At 75.4% G+C, this 13,058-nt stretch carries 12 protein-coding genes; 1 reads left to right on the top strand and 11 read right to left on the bottom strand.

The annotated features are described in order from the left end of the window. Window positions 1-70 precede the first annotated feature (70 nt). The 9 genes from ccmI to MKL01_RS08350 form a co-directional block, all read right to left on the bottom strand. Window positions 71-1,561 (bottom strand): c-type cytochrome biogenesis protein CcmI, encoded by a 1,491-nt coding sequence (gene ccmI / locus MKL01_RS08390; protein ID WP_243904756.1) that lies wholly within the window; start codon window positions 1,559-1,561, stop codon window positions 71-73. Window positions 1,562-1,723: 162 nt separating this feature from the next. Then, a complete protein-coding gene (locus MKL01_RS08385) occupies window positions 1,724-3,142 on the bottom strand; it encodes a sensor histidine kinase (RefSeq protein ID WP_243904755.1) in 1,419 nt (472 codons plus the stop codon). A gap of 15 nt (window positions 3,143-3,157) precedes the next feature. Continuing rightward, window positions 3,158-4,321, bottom strand: coding sequence for a 2-methylaconitate cis-trans isomerase PrpF family protein (locus tag MKL01_RS08380; RefSeq protein WP_243904754.1), 1,164 nt, complete (start codon window positions 4,319-4,321; stop codon window positions 3,158-3,160). Then, window positions 4,318-4,995, bottom strand: a complete 678-nt coding sequence (locus MKL01_RS08375; RefSeq protein ID WP_010684559.1) for a response regulator transcription factor — start codon at window positions 4,993-4,995, stop codon at window positions 4,318-4,320. Before MKL01_RS08375 ends, MKL01_RS08380 begins: the two co-directional genes overlap by 4 nt. A gap of 35 nt (window positions 4,996-5,030) precedes the next feature. Beyond that, window positions 5,031-5,402: a PepSY domain-containing protein gene (locus tag MKL01_RS08370; RefSeq protein WP_243904753.1), complete on the bottom strand. Its 372-nt coding sequence runs from the start codon at window positions 5,400-5,402 to the stop codon at window positions 5,031-5,033. A 182-nt stretch (window positions 5,403-5,584) separates the two neighbouring features. Then, window positions 5,585-5,815, bottom strand: coding sequence for a hypothetical protein (locus tag MKL01_RS08365; RefSeq protein ID WP_243904752.1), 231 nt, complete (start codon window positions 5,813-5,815; stop codon window positions 5,585-5,587). Window position 5,816: 1 nt separating this feature from the next. After that, window positions 5,817-6,167, bottom strand: coding sequence for a hypothetical protein (locus MKL01_RS08360; RefSeq protein WP_243904751.1), 351 nt, complete (start codon window positions 6,165-6,167; stop codon window positions 5,817-5,819). Between the two features lie 61 nt (window positions 6,168-6,228). Further along, window positions 6,229-6,774 carry a hypothetical protein gene (locus tag MKL01_RS08355; RefSeq protein WP_243904750.1) on the bottom strand — a complete coding sequence of 182 codons (546 nt, stop codon included), beginning with the start codon at window positions 6,772-6,774 and terminating at the stop codon, window positions 6,229-6,231. After that, complete coding sequence (locus MKL01_RS08350) at window positions 6,771-7,361, bottom strand: phage tail tip lysozyme (protein ID WP_243904749.1); 591 nt, start codon at window positions 7,359-7,361, stop codon at window positions 6,771-6,773. The genes MKL01_RS08355 and MKL01_RS08350 overlap by 4 nt, the downstream gene beginning before the upstream one ends. A 93-nt stretch (window positions 7,362-7,454) precedes the next feature. On the opposite strand from MKL01_RS08350, the gene MKL01_RS08345 reads away from it, so the two are divergent. Beyond that, the gene (locus MKL01_RS08345; protein ID WP_243904748.1) at window positions 7,455-8,009 is read left to right on the top strand and encodes a GDSL-type esterase/lipase family protein; all 555 of its coding nucleotides are present in this window, start codon (window positions 7,455-7,457) and stop codon (window positions 8,007-8,009) included. 105 nt (window positions 8,010-8,114) lie between these two features. Here the strand turns inward: MKL01_RS08345 and MKL01_RS08340 are convergent, their stop codons facing one another. After that, window positions 8,115-9,095, bottom strand: a complete 981-nt coding sequence (locus MKL01_RS08340; RefSeq protein WP_243904747.1) for a DUF2793 domain-containing protein — start codon at window positions 9,093-9,095, stop codon at window positions 8,115-8,117. A gap of 18 nt (window positions 9,096-9,113) precedes the next feature. Beyond that, window positions 9,114-13,007 carry a glycoside hydrolase/phage tail family protein gene (locus tag MKL01_RS08335; RefSeq protein ID WP_243904746.1) on the bottom strand — a complete coding sequence of 1,298 codons (3,894 nt, stop codon included), beginning with the start codon at window positions 13,005-13,007 and terminating at the stop codon, window positions 9,114-9,116. Window positions 13,008-13,058: the final 51 nt, after the last annotated feature.

Here is a 13,058-nt window from a genome sequence, read left to right as displayed (position 1 = left end):
CAAGGGCGGCAGCCGGGACCGATTGTCGTATGGGCCCCGTGCGATGGCGGCAGCCTCATCCGGAACGGGTTCAGGGAGCCGGCTTCGGAGGCAGGTCGAGCTCCCGGGCGAGCCCGTCGAGTCGCGCCACCGCTTCGCCGTTGGCAGCGAGCGCCATCCGGGCGCGATCGAGAACCTTGATCGCCTGATCGCGGTCGCCCAAGGCATTGTAGGAGCGCACGAGGCGCAGCCACTCGTCCGGTGTGCCGCCCCGGGCGGCCAGGCGCCTGTCGAGGCCCTCGACCATGCCGCGGATCGCCGTGTCGCGCTCCGCCTGCGGCAGGGCGCGCACGGCCGCCATCGCGGCCTCGGTCTCGGCCTGGGCCGCGGGTCCGGCCTGACCGGGATCGGCCGGCTGGGCCTGCGCGCCGCCCGGATCGAGGCCGACGGCCCGGCCGCCCGCCTCCACCTGGGCAAGACCCTGTGGATCGCCCGCCAGCGCGACGCGGGCCCGGGCCAGGGCCGCCGCCGCCTGATCGCGCTCGCCCAGCACGGTCCGGGAGCGCACGAGCCGCAGCCACTCGTCGGGGGTGCCGCCGCCGCCCTTGAGCCGGGCATCGAGTCCGTCGACCATGCCGCGGATCGCCGCCTGCTGCTCCGCCGGAATCTGCGGAGCCGCCTGGGGCAGTGCCTGAGGGGGTGGCGGCTCGCCCTTGAGGCGGGCCAGGGTCTGGCGCACGACGCCGAGCCAGGGCGCGTCCGGCGGGCCGGCGGCCTCGAGGGTTGTGAGCTGGCGGATCGCCTCGCCGGTGTCGCCGGCCTGCTCGGCCGCCCGGGCGAGGTAGAAGCGGGGCTTGGGCGCGTTCGGATCCTGGGCCTGCGCCTTGTCGAACAGCGCCTTGGCCTCGGGCGAGACGGTGCCGTTGGCGGCCGCCGTGAGGGCCTCCCCCTGATCGGCGAGGAGGTCGGCGGTCTCGCCCTTCAGGCGGGCGATGTTCCCGTAGGCCCGGGCGGCGGCGTCGAAGCGGCCGGTGCGCATGTAGACCGGGGCGAGCACCGCCCAGCCGCGGGCATCGTTGGGATCCCGGGCGAGCCGCGCCTCGATCTGGCCGACCGCCTTCGCCAGCTCGTCGGCGCCGCCGCGGGCGGCCTGCCGGTCGGCCTCGGTCTGGGCGGGCAGCTCCGGCGAGCCGTAGAGCCCGTAGGCGATCAGCGCCACCAGCGGGATGGTGGAGACCGCGAAGGCCGAGGCGGCCCGGCGCCGGCGCAGGCGCGGCTCGGCCGGGCGCGCGGCCTCGGCCAGATCGTCATCCTCGGCCTCGCGCTGCGCCTCGCGGCTCGCCCGGAGCAGGCGGCGGGCCGCCTCGGCCTTGGCGGTCTCGGCCTCGTCCGGGGCGATCAGGCCGCGCTCCAGGTCACGTCCGATCTCGGCGATCTGGTCCTCGTAGAAGGCGGTCTCGGTGGCGAGCCCGGTCCCGCCCGCCTCGCCGGCGGGTACGGCGGCGCGGCGCGACAGCGGCCAGAGCAGGCCGAGCACGGCTGCCGCGGTCAGGGCCGCCAGGATGAACCAGATCGCCGTCATCGAACCTTCGCCAGCGGGCCCGACCGGCCCGCGCCTCCCCAGGCCATGTGGAGCCGGCGGCGGGACGCCACGACGCCTCCCGACGGCGGCACGGTGTCACGCAACTCCCGCACGATGACAAGGGGCGGGTCTCCGGGCAGGCCGGGCCGGATCCGGGGGGCGTCAGTGGCTGGCCGCCCCCACCGGCGCATCCCCCGGCACCTCCAGCACCGCCCGCAGGCCGCCCAGGGCCGCCTCCTCCAGCGTGAAGCGCCCCCGGTACAGGGTCGCGAGATCCGCCACGATGGACAGGCCGAGACCGGAGCCGGGCTTCGACTCGTCGAGCCGCCGGCCCCGGCCGAGCACGGCCTGTCGCGCCTCCGGCGGCAGGCCGGGCCCGTCATCCTCGATGGCGACGACGAGGTGCGGATAATCGTCCTTGGCCACGGCCTCGGCCCGGATCGCCACGCGGGCATGGGCCCATTTCGACGCGTTGTCGACGAGGTTGCCGACCATTTCCTCGAAGTCCTGGCGTTCGCCCCGGAAGCGCAGGCCCGGGGGCACGTGCACGTCGTAGGCGATGTCCTTGTCGCGGTAGATCTTCCCGAAGGTGCGCACGAGGCCGGCGAGCGCCGGCTCGACCTCCGTGGAGGTGCCCAGCGTCCCGGCGAGCGCCGCGGCCCGCGCCCGGTCGAGGTGGTAGTTCACCTGGTCGCGCATCACCGCGGCCTGCTCGCGGATCTTGTGGGCGAGGTCCTCGGGGGCGTCCGAGGCGCCGACCTCGTTGACGATGATCGAGAGGGGCGTCTTCAGGGCGTGGGCGAGGTTGCCGACCTGGGTGCGGGCCCGCTCCAGGATCTCGCGATTGGTCTCGATCAGGAGATTCACCTCGCCGGTGAGCGGGGCGATGTCGCGCGGATAGGTGCCGGTGATGCGGTCGGCCTCGCCCCGGCGGACCGCGCCCAAGGCCGCGCGCATCTTCTTAAGCGGCGCGAGGCCGAACCGGATCTGCAGCAGGGTGGTGAGCGCCAGCGACAGGCCGAGCAGGCCGAAGGTGATGGTCAGCGAGTTCCGGAACCGGTCGACGTCGTTGACGATCTCGTCCGCCGGGCCGGCCACGCGGACCGTGTAGCGGCCGTCCTCGCCGAGATCGACGTCGCGCTCCATGATCCGCAGCAGCCGCCCGTCCTGGCCCTTGCCGTAGCCCTGGCGGATCTGCCCGACCCCGACCTTGCCGTCCGAATCCGTCGCCGGCGGCAGCGGCACCCCGACGAGGGACCGGGAGGTGCGCACGTCCCGGGGCTTCGCGTCGGGCTTGCCGACCTGCCAGTACCAGCCCGACAGCGGCAGGTCGAAGCGCGGATCGCCGAGCGAGAAGGTCCGGCTCTCGGGATCGTTGGGCGAGACGAGGTCGGTGGCGAGGTTGTTGGTGAAGACCAGGAGCCGGCTGTCGAAGGACCGCTCGGTGTTCTCGCGGTAGAGGGTCGTGAGGATCCAGGCCGCGATCAGCAGGATCGCGGAACTCGACAGGAACGCCGACACGGCGAGCCGCACCGCGATGGAGCGGCGGCGCAGGGAGAAGAGGCCGATGAGGTCGGTCATGGGTTTGTCGCGCGCTCAGACCGGCGCCGGCGCATCGTAGAACACGTCGCCCCGCATCAGCGGCCGCGCGGTGCGGAAGAACGAGCCGCGCTCCGCCCGCCAGCCTTCGCCGTCGCGCGAAACGGCGGCGTCGGCGGTGAGGATGCCCGACGGCATGCCGACCCGCAGGGCGGCGTCGCCGGTGGGGCGGGCGGACTCGTGGACGAGGCTGCCCTCGAGCCGGGCGGCGACGGCGAGGCACAGGGTGGCGGTGAGCGGCAGGGCCTGGTGCGGCACGCCGTTGGAGATCACCCGCGCCGTCAGGTCGACATCCGCGGCGCGGATCGGCGCCCCGGACAGGCTGCCGGAGTCCTGCGGCGGGGCGACGAGGCCGACGAAGGGCACGTGGACGATGCGGGCCGCCGCATCGAGATCCGGCGCGATGCCCATCGCCACGGAGCCGGCCCGGCGGATCCGCGCCAGCCGGTCGAGGAGGCCGGGCACCGCCTCCAGGGCGGCGGGCAGCTCCACGCCGGTGAGGCCGAGATCGGCGGCGCGGACGAACACGCAGGCATTAGCCGCATCCACCAGCGAGACCTCCACCGGGCCGAGGCCGGGCACGTCGAGGCTCTGGCGGACGGCGCCGGTGGGCAGCAGCCGGCCGGTGGTGGCACCGCCCGGATCGATGAAGTCGAGGCGGATCGGTGCGCCGGTGCCGGTGACGCCGGGGATCGCGAGGTCGCCGCGGTAGACGGTCCGGCCGTCCCGCGCGGCGAAGCTCGCCGCGATCAGCTTGCGCGTGTTGGTGTTGTAGATCCGCAGATGAACGGGGCCGTCGGGAACCGCCACGAGCCCCTCGTCCACGGCGAACGGCCCGACCGCCGCGAGCATGTTGCCGCAATTGCCCGACAGGTCGATGCGGCCCTCGCGGACCACCACCTGCACGAAGGTGTAGTCGATGTCTGCGTCCGGCCGCGCCGAGCGCTCCACGACGCAGATCTTCGAGACCGACGAGACGCCCCCGCCCATGCCGTTGAGCTGGCGCCCGAACGGGTCCGGGCTGTCCATGGCGGAGAGGAAGGCCGGCTCCCAGGCGGCGAGGTCCCCCGGCACGTCCCGGCGGAGCAGAATCAGCGCCTTGCTGGTGCCGCCGCGCATGAACACGGCCGGCAGCCAGCCGGGCACCGGGCGGGCGGTCATACTCGCGCCGGCGGCTGGTTGGGATCGACCAGATAGCCGAGGCCGCGCACCGTCTGGATCAGGTCCACCGCGAGCTTCTTGCGGAGCCGCCCGACGAACACCTCGATGGTGTTCGAGTCCCGGTCGAAATCCTGGTCGTAGAGGTGCTCGGTCAGCTCGGCCCGGGAGACCACCCGGCCGGTATGGTGCATCAGGTAGGACAGCAGCCGGTATTCGTGGCTCGTCAGCTTCACCTGCGCGCCGTCGACGAAGACCTTGCCGGAGCGGGTGTCGAGGGTGACGGGGCCGCAGGCGATCTGGCTGGTGGCGTGCCCGGCGGCCCGGCGCAGGAGCGCGCGGACCCGGGCCATCAGCTCCTCCATGTGGAACGGCTTGGTGACGTAGTCGTCGGCGCCCGCGTCGAAGCCGTCGACCTTGTCGGACCAGCGGTCCCGGGCGGTCAGGATGATCACCGGCGTCTTCACCCCGGCCCGCCGCCATTTCTGCAGCACCGTGACGCCGTCCGCCTTGGGCAGACCCATGTCCAGGATGATGGCGTCGTAGGGCTCGCTCTCGCCGAGATAGCCGCCCTCCTCGCCGTCATAGGCCTTGTCGGCGACGTAGCCGGCCTCCTCCAGCGCGGCCACGACCTGCCGGTTGATGTCCTTGTCATCCTCCACGACGAGCAGACGCACGGCTCACTCCCCTCCGAGACGATTTCGGCGCCCGCTCAATACTGTCCAGCCACGCTGCCGGTGCGCGCGTCGACGATCACGTGCACGAAATGACCGTCCCGGCGCAAGGCGGTGAGCATGTAGACCAGCGTGTCGTCGTAGCGGCAGAGGCTCGCCCGCTGGATCTCGGCCCGGGGGATCACCGCGCGGGCCGCGCGGATCGCCGCCACCGGCGGGATCACCCGCCGCTCGCCGACCTCCTCGCGCATGTCGGCGGGGGACAGGCAGGCCTCGACGCGCACCGGCGGCGGACTCGGGACGGCGCCCGTCTGCGGCGCCGGCCCGTCGTCGGCCATGGAGCCGAGGCCGCCCGCGGCGAGGGCCGCGGCGGTCAGGCCGATGGCGACGAGGGCGATGGCGTAGCGCATTGGCGAGAGATGTGGGCCGGGGGCACTGAATGCGCCCTGAATGCGCAGCTTGCATCGCCGCGCGGCGGGCCCACCCGGCGCGCGGGCGAAAGGGGTTGCGAACGATCGGAACGCGGTCGGCATCGTGCCGGCATTACGGGCGAGGCGCCCCCCGGTTCCACCGCGCGGATGGTTGCCCCCAGTCACGGCGGCCCGGGCCCGCGCACCGCTGCGGATCCGGCGTCGCGACACCCGGCGGCCGGCCCGGATTCCTCCGCCACGGCCGCCTGCGCGGCCGGGGCGGCGGTGCCGGCCCGGGGGAACCAGCTGCGAAGGCCGAGCTGCGTTCCCGCGTGGAGCGCAACCGACAGGGCCGCCGCGCCCGACAGGCTCAGCCAGAGGCGGTCGAGGACCCGGTTGCGGCGCAGGCTCATCTCACCCTCCCACGATCAGCGTCCAGAGCGCCCGCAGGGCGGGGATCCGCTCCGCGAGCCACGCGGTCTGGTCCGAGAACCAGTGCGCCGCCGCCGCGGCGGCGACGAAGGCCAGCACCGTCGCGTGCTTGAGCCGGCGGAGGTAGCGGCGGATCGCCCGCCGCTCGACGTGCTCGTCGACCAGTTCGTCCAGCGCGGCCAGGCGCGGCTCGGTCTGACGCGCGAACCACGCGTGCCAGTAGGGCGGGAAGCGGATCGTCCGCGTCCGCCCCCCGAGGGGCGTGCCGGATCCGGCCTCGTCGTCGGGGGGCGCGGCGGCGGACTTGCGGGACGGTGTGCGGATCAGGGTCATGGCCGTCCTCCCGTCCCTCCGGCGGCCGGACCGGATGTGCGGTCGCGCCCGGCAATGAACCTCAGCCGTGCCGCTGGGCCGGCCTGCGGGCGTCCCGGTCCCGCAACTGCTCCAGCGCCGGGGCGAGGACGTTGGCGGCGCTCGCCTGCGGATCGAGCGGCAGCGCCCGGAAGATCCGGGCCGCGACACCCTCGGCGGCGCCCGCGGTCCGGACGACGTGGGCGGGCGCGGTGGCGAGGACGTGCCGGGCGCCGGCGGCGACCACCGCGGCGCCGAGATCGACGCTGACGGTCCGCCCCTTGGCGGCGCCGGCCACGGCGTTCTGGCCATACGCGGCCCCCGCCCGGATCGCGGCCTCGACCCGGTCCCGGGTCAGCACCGAGGCGGCCCAGGGGGCGACCCGGGCGATGCCGGCCGTCACCGCCGTGGCGGCGAGCGGGACGAGCACCGCCGAGACCGGCTGCAGCAGGGCGACCAGCCAGTCGCCCCACGGCACGCTCACGGCGCCCGCGGCACTCTCGCCGGCCGCCCGCACCGGCACCAGCAGGGCTGAGAACGGGAGGGCGGCGCAGGCGAGGGCGAGCCCCGCGCGGATGCGGTGCGTCATGGCTGATCTCCGGGTGATACATGCGCGGCAGACCCGGCCGGCTCGGGAACGTCTGCGGCGGGCGCGGCCCGGCGCGGGCCGAGGGCTCCGGCTGCGGGCGTCGCCGGGGCGTCACCGCTCCGGAGGGCGGCCAGCGCCCGGGCCGCCCAGGCGAGCCGGCTGGGCAGCGCCACGATGCCGGGCCGCTCGAAGCGCCGGCACACCGCCTCGGTGGCGGCCCGGAGGGTTGCGGCCTGCCGCAGGGCGGCGAGCGCCGCGGCCTCGGTGCCGCGCAGCTCCGCGCAGAGGTAGCCGTAGCTCGCCTCCGGGTCGGCCGGATCGAGGGCGTGCGCCCGACACCAGGCCTCCATGGCCCTGCGCCGCGGGCCGGTCCACTGGGCGAGTCCCCAGCCCCCGCGCGAGCCGGCGACCGCGGGGGCGATCTCCTGAAGGTCGCGGAACCCGCCGCTCTCGTGCCCGAGATTGCCCAGGAGGCCCGCCGCCTGGATGTCGCTCAGCCCGAGATCGCCCATCAGGCGGGGTCCGAGGCGGCGGCATTCGGCGGCGAAGAAGTCGCCCGGCGTCGGCCTCCGTTCCGGATTCCGCATGCGCACGCTCCGCTCGATGGCCGGCCGTTCGCCGCCGGGCTATGGGCACCGCCGGGACCCGGCTCTCGGGCGACGGCGCGGATGGGCTGAGCGATGGGACGCGGACAGGACCGGCCGCTGGTGTTCATCGGCGACTCGATCACCGCCGCCTGGGGCGTCGCCCGGGCCGAGACCTTCGGGCGGCACGGCTTCCTGGCCCTGGGCGTACCGGGTCAGACGAGCGGGCAGATCCGGGCCCGCTTCCTGCGGGACACGGTGGGCGCCCGGGGCGTCCACCTGCTCTGCGGGATCAACGACATCGCCGAGGTCGACGGCCCGGTCTCCGACGCGGCGATCCGCGAGAACATCCTCGCCATGGGGCGCCTCGCCTTCGAGGCCGGGCTGCCGCTGTGGATCGGCACCGTGATGCCGAGCGACTTCTGGGGCTGGCGGCCCGAATTGAAGCCGGTGGCGCGCATCCGCGCGCTGAACGCGTGGCTGCGCGCGACCTGCGCGGCGGGGTCCGCGCGCCTCGTGGATTATCATGCGCCGCTCGCCACCGAGGCCGGGGCGCTCCGGCGGGCGCTGACCGATGACGGCATCCACCTCAATGCGGCGGGCTACGCGGCGATCGAGCCGGTGATGCTGGCGGCGCTGGATGCGGGGTGAGGGCTGGGGCCGCGCCCGATGGGGACGCATGCCTGCCGCCGCAATCCGGGCCGCCAGAGCCAGCCCGTCGTTCCGGGGCGCCCGATCAAGGCCGCCGCGATGACGTCACGCAGCGGCCCGCGCGGCGGTCGCCAGCGGTGTCCCGTCGGAGCGCTGGTAGTGCCACACGCGCCAGCGGCCGGCCGCGTCCGAGACGGCCAGGCAGGTGTCGTCGGCCGCCGTCACGAGGTCGGCCCGGGTCGGCAGCGCGAGCTTGCCCGCGTCGTGGACGAGCCGGGCGCCGCCGGCGAAGCGCACGAGCCGCTCCCGGTCGGGCACCCCGCCGAAGCTCGTGATCGTCGCCGTCCCGGTGACGAGGACCCGCCGCGTGCCGGTGCCGCCGAGGTCCGTGGTCGCGGCGGCGGCCAGGGTGGTCTCCGCGGAGGCGAAGTCGACCCCCCCGGTCTTCGCCGAGGCGGTGAGCGCCGTGGCGTAGGCGGCCCCGTCCGCCGAGACCTTCAGGCTGAAATCGTCGCTCCCGAGAAGGCCGAGCAGCGCGCGGGCCGCGTATCCGGTCTCGAGGACCAGCGCGGCGTCCCGGGCGGCGGCCTTCTTGTTGATGCAGATCCGCATGTCGCCGGAGCCGGGCGTGGCGTCGTCCCAGGTCAGCAGCGCCGCGTCCGACTTCACGGCGAGGCGGTTGGTGGAATCCGCATCGGTGTTGATCCCGAGGCGGCTCACGCTCTGGATCGCGGCGAGCGCCCGGCGGAAGCTCGTCCAGGCCGCGCCGTCGAACACGTAGAGGTCGGCCTCGTCGATCAGGTAGGCGAACCAGCCGGCCCGCGGCACCGACCCGAGCCAGACGCCGTCGGCGTAGCGCACCACCTGGCCGCCCAGCCCCGCCCAGGCGCCTCCCGGACTGCCCGCGACCACGAGGTAGCGGTCGCCCTCGGCCGGGCTCGGCGGCGGCGCGGTGAGGTCCTTGTCCAGGCAGGCGAGCTGGACCAGGGCATCGAGGAGGCCGAGGGCCTCGTTGTGGGTGACGTGCTTCTGGGCCTGGCCCGCGGCGATCAGCGGCAGGCCGAGACGGGGCGTAACGTCGGACATGGGGCGGCTCCCGAGAATTCAGGCCGAGCGGACGGGGATGCGGGCGCGGTGGGCCGGCCCGGGGCCCGCGACGGTGCCGAGCTGCGCCACGGCCAGGTCGAGGCTCCGCTGCGGACCGCCGAAATCCTGCGCCTCGTCGGCGTAGAGGATTTGCTGGGTCTCGGCCCGGAGCGTGCGCAGGGGCGCGCCGGAGGCCGAGAACAGCGTCACGGCGTAGGCCTCGGCCTCGTCGAGGGGGATCTCGGCGGGCTCCCAGGCGTCGCCGTCGCGACGGGCGCGGCGGATCCAGGAGAGCCGTACGCCCTCCGTCCCCCGGCGCGCCCGAAGGTGGACGGGACGCAACGGCCGCAGCGCCGCGACCCCGGCGGTGGCGGCGAGTTCCGCGAAGGCCGGATCGCCCGGATCGCGGTCCGCCGGCCCGATCCGGTAGCGGAAGGCGCGCCCGGCCTCGTCGAGGCGCGCGACCAGGGGGACCACCGCACCGTCGTCCAGCCGCACGATCAGGCTGCCCGCCGGGGTGGAACGCCCCGCCGCCGCCTCGCTGCCCGCGAGCCCGCGCAGGAAGCCCGACAGGCGGTAGGTGTCGGGGCCGGTCAACACGGCGTCCGCCGCGCCGAGCAGCTCCACGGTGCCGTCGGGCCCGATCAGGGCGAACAGGTTGCCGCCCGCCAGCAGCGCGGCCTCGCCGATGGCGGCCAGCGTCCCGCCCCGGCGCAGGGTGACGTCGAGATGCGCGCCCCGCTGGATCCGCCACAGCGGCCCGGCGGGCAGCGGCGACAGGGTCGTCCCGAGGCAGGCGGGGTAATCGACGTGGCCGTGCAGGCCGAGGGGCCCCGCCCCCTCGGCGCGCCAGACCGCGACGGCCCCCGGCCAGGGCTCGGCCGCCACCGCGCAGTATTGCAGGACCGTGGGGCTGCCGCGGTCCACCGGCAGGTCGAGGGCGAGCGCCAGGGGCTGTCCCGGAAACACCGGGGCCGGCACCGCCGGCTGGGCCGGGCTGCGGGCGAGCATCCGCCCCGGCCCGCCCCGGGGCGGCACGCCGCTCGCCTCGATCCGCCGGCCGGTGGGGGCATCGTCGATCCGGTCGATCCGGCGCAGCACCGCGCCGCCGGGGAGGTCGACCGGCACCGCCAGGAGGTCGCCGGGCTCCAGCTCGACCCGGCGGGGGCTCACGGTGAAGACCGCGCTGTCGCGGGCCGCGATGGCGCGGTCGAGGATCGCCTCGGCCAGCCCGTCGCCGGTCTCCCGGCGGGTGACGATCGCCGCCTCGATCCGGGTCTCGCGCCGCCGCGCCCCCGCGGGCCGCACCGCCGCCGCGGTGGCGCGGCGGTATTCCGGGCTCTCGGCCTCGGTGATGCCGAGCTCCACGGAGCGCGGCAGGGCGCTCTCCTCGGCGCGGACCTGGCGGAGCACCGGCCGCTCCTCCGAGAGCCGGACGAGGTCGGCCTCGGCGAGCACCACGGGCCTGTCGCGGCGCGGACCGCGCAGGCGCAGGCGACCGGCCACCGCCGAGACGTCGAGGCCGTAGACCTGAGCCAGGGTCTCCAGGGCGCCGCGCGCCGTGAGCGGCCGGTCCACGACGTAGCCGTCGAGGAAGGCGGCGGCCTCAACCGAGACGGCGGCGTCGAAGCCGAACTCCGCCAGGATCTTCAGCACCAGCAGGTCGAGGTCGCAGCCCTCGATCCGGCCCGTGACCCAGTGGCCGATGCGCCAGTTGGCCGTGTCGGCCCAGACCCCGCGCACCGTCGGGAAGGCGGGGAACGGCCGCGCGTCCCAGGCCCAGACGAAGACCCTCTCGGGGTCGACCATCCGGCCGGCATAGACCGGCGAGACCGGGTTGTCGGCGTCCCGGAAGCCCTCCGCCGCCGGGTCGAACCGGGCGAGGATCGCCTCCAGCCCGCGGAGCTGGATCAGCTCGTCCCGCAGGCCGCGGGAATGCGGCGGGTACGCGCCTTCGGGGGATTTCGGATCCGGGAAGACGTTGGGCCCGTTCGTGCCCTTGTCCACCGCCGGCACGCCGACCTCGGTGAACCAGACCGGCTTCCCCATGGGAACCCAGGCGGTGCTGCGCGTCTCGACGCCGCCGTCGCGCTCCACGTGCGGGTTCGACCACCACGCCACGAGGTCCTTCGCCCGGAAGATCCACGGCTTGCCGGCGACGCCGTCCGTGATCGGGCGGCGATCCTGGGCGGCGCGGCCGGCCGCATCGGCGTAGTACCAGTCGTAGGCCTCCCCCGACGCGCCGCGGGCCTTGAGGTAGGCCCTGTCGGCGATGTCGCCCGCCACCGCGAGGTCGGCATGCTCCGGCGCGTCGCGCCAGTCGGAGACCGGCGGATACCAGTCGATGCCGACCGCCGCGATGTTGCCGTCCGCGAACAGGTCGTCCAGGGGGAAACGGACGGTAGCGCCGCCGTCGCGGACATGGGCGCCGTACTCGGTCCAGTCCGCGCCGTAGACCAGGGCGACGCCCGGGCCGAGGCGCGCGCGCAGGGCGGCGGCGAGGCTGCGGAGCGCCGCCACCGCCGGGTATCCGTCGGCGCCGCGCACCCGGGTGAGGCCGACGAGCTCGCTGCCGATGACGAAGCCCGCGAGCGGCACCCCGGAGGCCGCCCAGCGCGCCGCGAGGTCGGCGTAGTGCAGCACCGCGGCGCCGTATCCGGCGAAGAACGCCGCGACCTGGGCGGCGGCGGCGTCGGTCCCGTCCGGGCTGCCCGGCAGGCCCGGCGCCGGATCGCAGGTGATGTGCCCGCGCCAGGGATAGGGCGGCTGGGTCGCGCCGGGGGCGCGGGGATCGGGGAGCCCGCTGCCGGCGGGCACGTCCATCATCACGAACGGGTAGAGCAGCACCTCCAGGCCGCGGCGCGCCAGCTCGGCCACCAGCCGGGTCAGCCCGGCATCGGCCGGCGTGCCGCCATAGGCCGGCGTGCCGTCCGGCAGGGTCGAGACGACCTCGGCCTCGGCCCGGGCGATCCCCGCCACGGACCAGTCCTCCGGCTTCGCGCGCTTGCGGGGGGTCTCGACCTTGGGCACCACCCGGCAGGACCAGGCCCGCAGGTCGGTGCCGAACCACGTCGCCACGACGGCGACCCGGCGCAGGTTCGGGCACAGGGCCTGCAGCGCGTCCAGCGACGCGATGACGTCGGTGGTGCGCTGGAGCTGATGCCGGTTGGCCGCCTCTGTCCGGCCCAGGCCCAGATCGACGGTGACGCGGTCCGGATCGAGGGCGAACTCCCCGGCCCCGGGGATCAGGTCGACGGCGCGGACCCGGCCGAACAGGCCGTTGACCGGGCGGATCACCTCGAAGGCGAATTGCGGGATGCGGTTGCCGAAATCGGCGAGCGGCAGGTGCTCGAACACCACGTAGGCGAGGCCGCGATAGGCCGGCGCGTTCTCCGCCCCCTCCTTGGCGACGATCAGCGGGTCGGGCTCCTGCGCGGGGCCGCCCGTGTGGACCCGGATCGTGAGGCCGACCTGGTCGATCTCCCGTCCGTCGGCCCAGATCCTGCGGACGCAGGCGATCTCGCCCTCGCACAGCCCGACCGCGAGGTTGGCGTAGTAGGCGTAGCGGGTCGTGACGGTCCTCTGGCCGCCCATGCCCTTGGCGGGCGTCGCGGCGCGGGCCACGCTGGTGTTGGCGACCTCAAGCGGACGCGTCGCCCAGATCAGGGTGCCGCCGATCCGGGCCCTGCCATAGACCCGGGGAATCGGGTCGCCCTCGGTGGAGGTCACGCCGGCCACGTCGGCGAGGCGCGGCCCCTCGACGAAGCGCGTGTGCGGCCCCGAGCCGGACAGGGCCCCGCCCAGCGCCGAGCCCGCGGCCGCGCCGAGCCCTTGCCCGACCACGGCGCCGATCGGACCGCCGAGCGCGGTGCCGACCGCGGCACCGGCCGAGGACAGGATCAGGGTCGCCATGGCGGGCTCCGGGATGATCGAGCGCGGCAGCGATTGCGGAGATATACAAGT

This window comes from Methylobacterium sp. J-070, from assembly GCF_022829385.1.
Lineage (GTDB): Bacteria > Pseudomonadota > Alphaproteobacteria > Rhizobiales > Beijerinckiaceae > Methylobacterium.
This window is presented reverse-complemented; position numbering and strand designations above follow the sequence as displayed.

Excerpts from the sequence above, each read along its gene's own strand:
- ccmI (WP_243904756.1), bottom strand. The coding sequence starts at position 1,561 with ATGACGGCGATCTGGTTCATCCTGGCGGCCCTGACCGCGGCAGCCGTG.
- MKL01_RS08385 (WP_243904755.1), bottom strand. The coding sequence starts at position 3,142 with ATGACCGACCTCATCGGCCTCTTCTCCCTGCGCCGCCGCTCCATCGCG.
- MKL01_RS08380 (WP_243904754.1), bottom strand. The coding sequence starts at position 4,321 with ATGACCGCCCGCCCGGTGCCCGGCTGGCTGCCGGCCGTGTTCATGCGC.
- MKL01_RS08370 (WP_243904753.1), bottom strand. The coding sequence starts at position 5,402 with ATGCGCTACGCCATCGCCCTCGTCGCCATCGGCCTGACCGCCGCGGCC.
- MKL01_RS08365 (WP_243904752.1), bottom strand. The coding sequence starts at position 5,815 with ATGAGCCTGCGCCGCAACCGGGTCCTCGACCGCCTCTGGCTGAGCCTG.
- MKL01_RS08360 (WP_243904751.1), bottom strand. The coding sequence starts at position 6,167 with ATGACCCTGATCCGCACACCGTCCCGCAAGTCCGCCGCCGCGCCCCCC.
- MKL01_RS08355 (WP_243904750.1), bottom strand. The coding sequence starts at position 6,774 with ATGACGCACCGCATCCGCGCGGGGCTCGCCCTCGCCTGCGCCGCCCTC.
- MKL01_RS08350 (WP_243904749.1), bottom strand. The coding sequence starts at position 7,361 with ATGCGGAATCCGGAACGGAGGCCGACGCCGGGCGACTTCTTCGCCGCC.
- MKL01_RS08345 (WP_243904748.1), top strand. The coding sequence starts at position 7,455 with ATGGGACGCGGACAGGACCGGCCGCTGGTGTTCATCGGCGACTCGATC.
- MKL01_RS08340 (WP_243904747.1), bottom strand. The coding sequence starts at position 9,095 with ATGTCCGACGTTACGCCCCGTCTCGGCCTGCCGCTGATCGCCGCGGGC.
- MKL01_RS08335 (WP_243904746.1), bottom strand. The coding sequence starts at position 13,007 with ATGGCGACCCTGATCCTGTCCTCGGCCGGTGCCGCGGTCGGCACCGCG.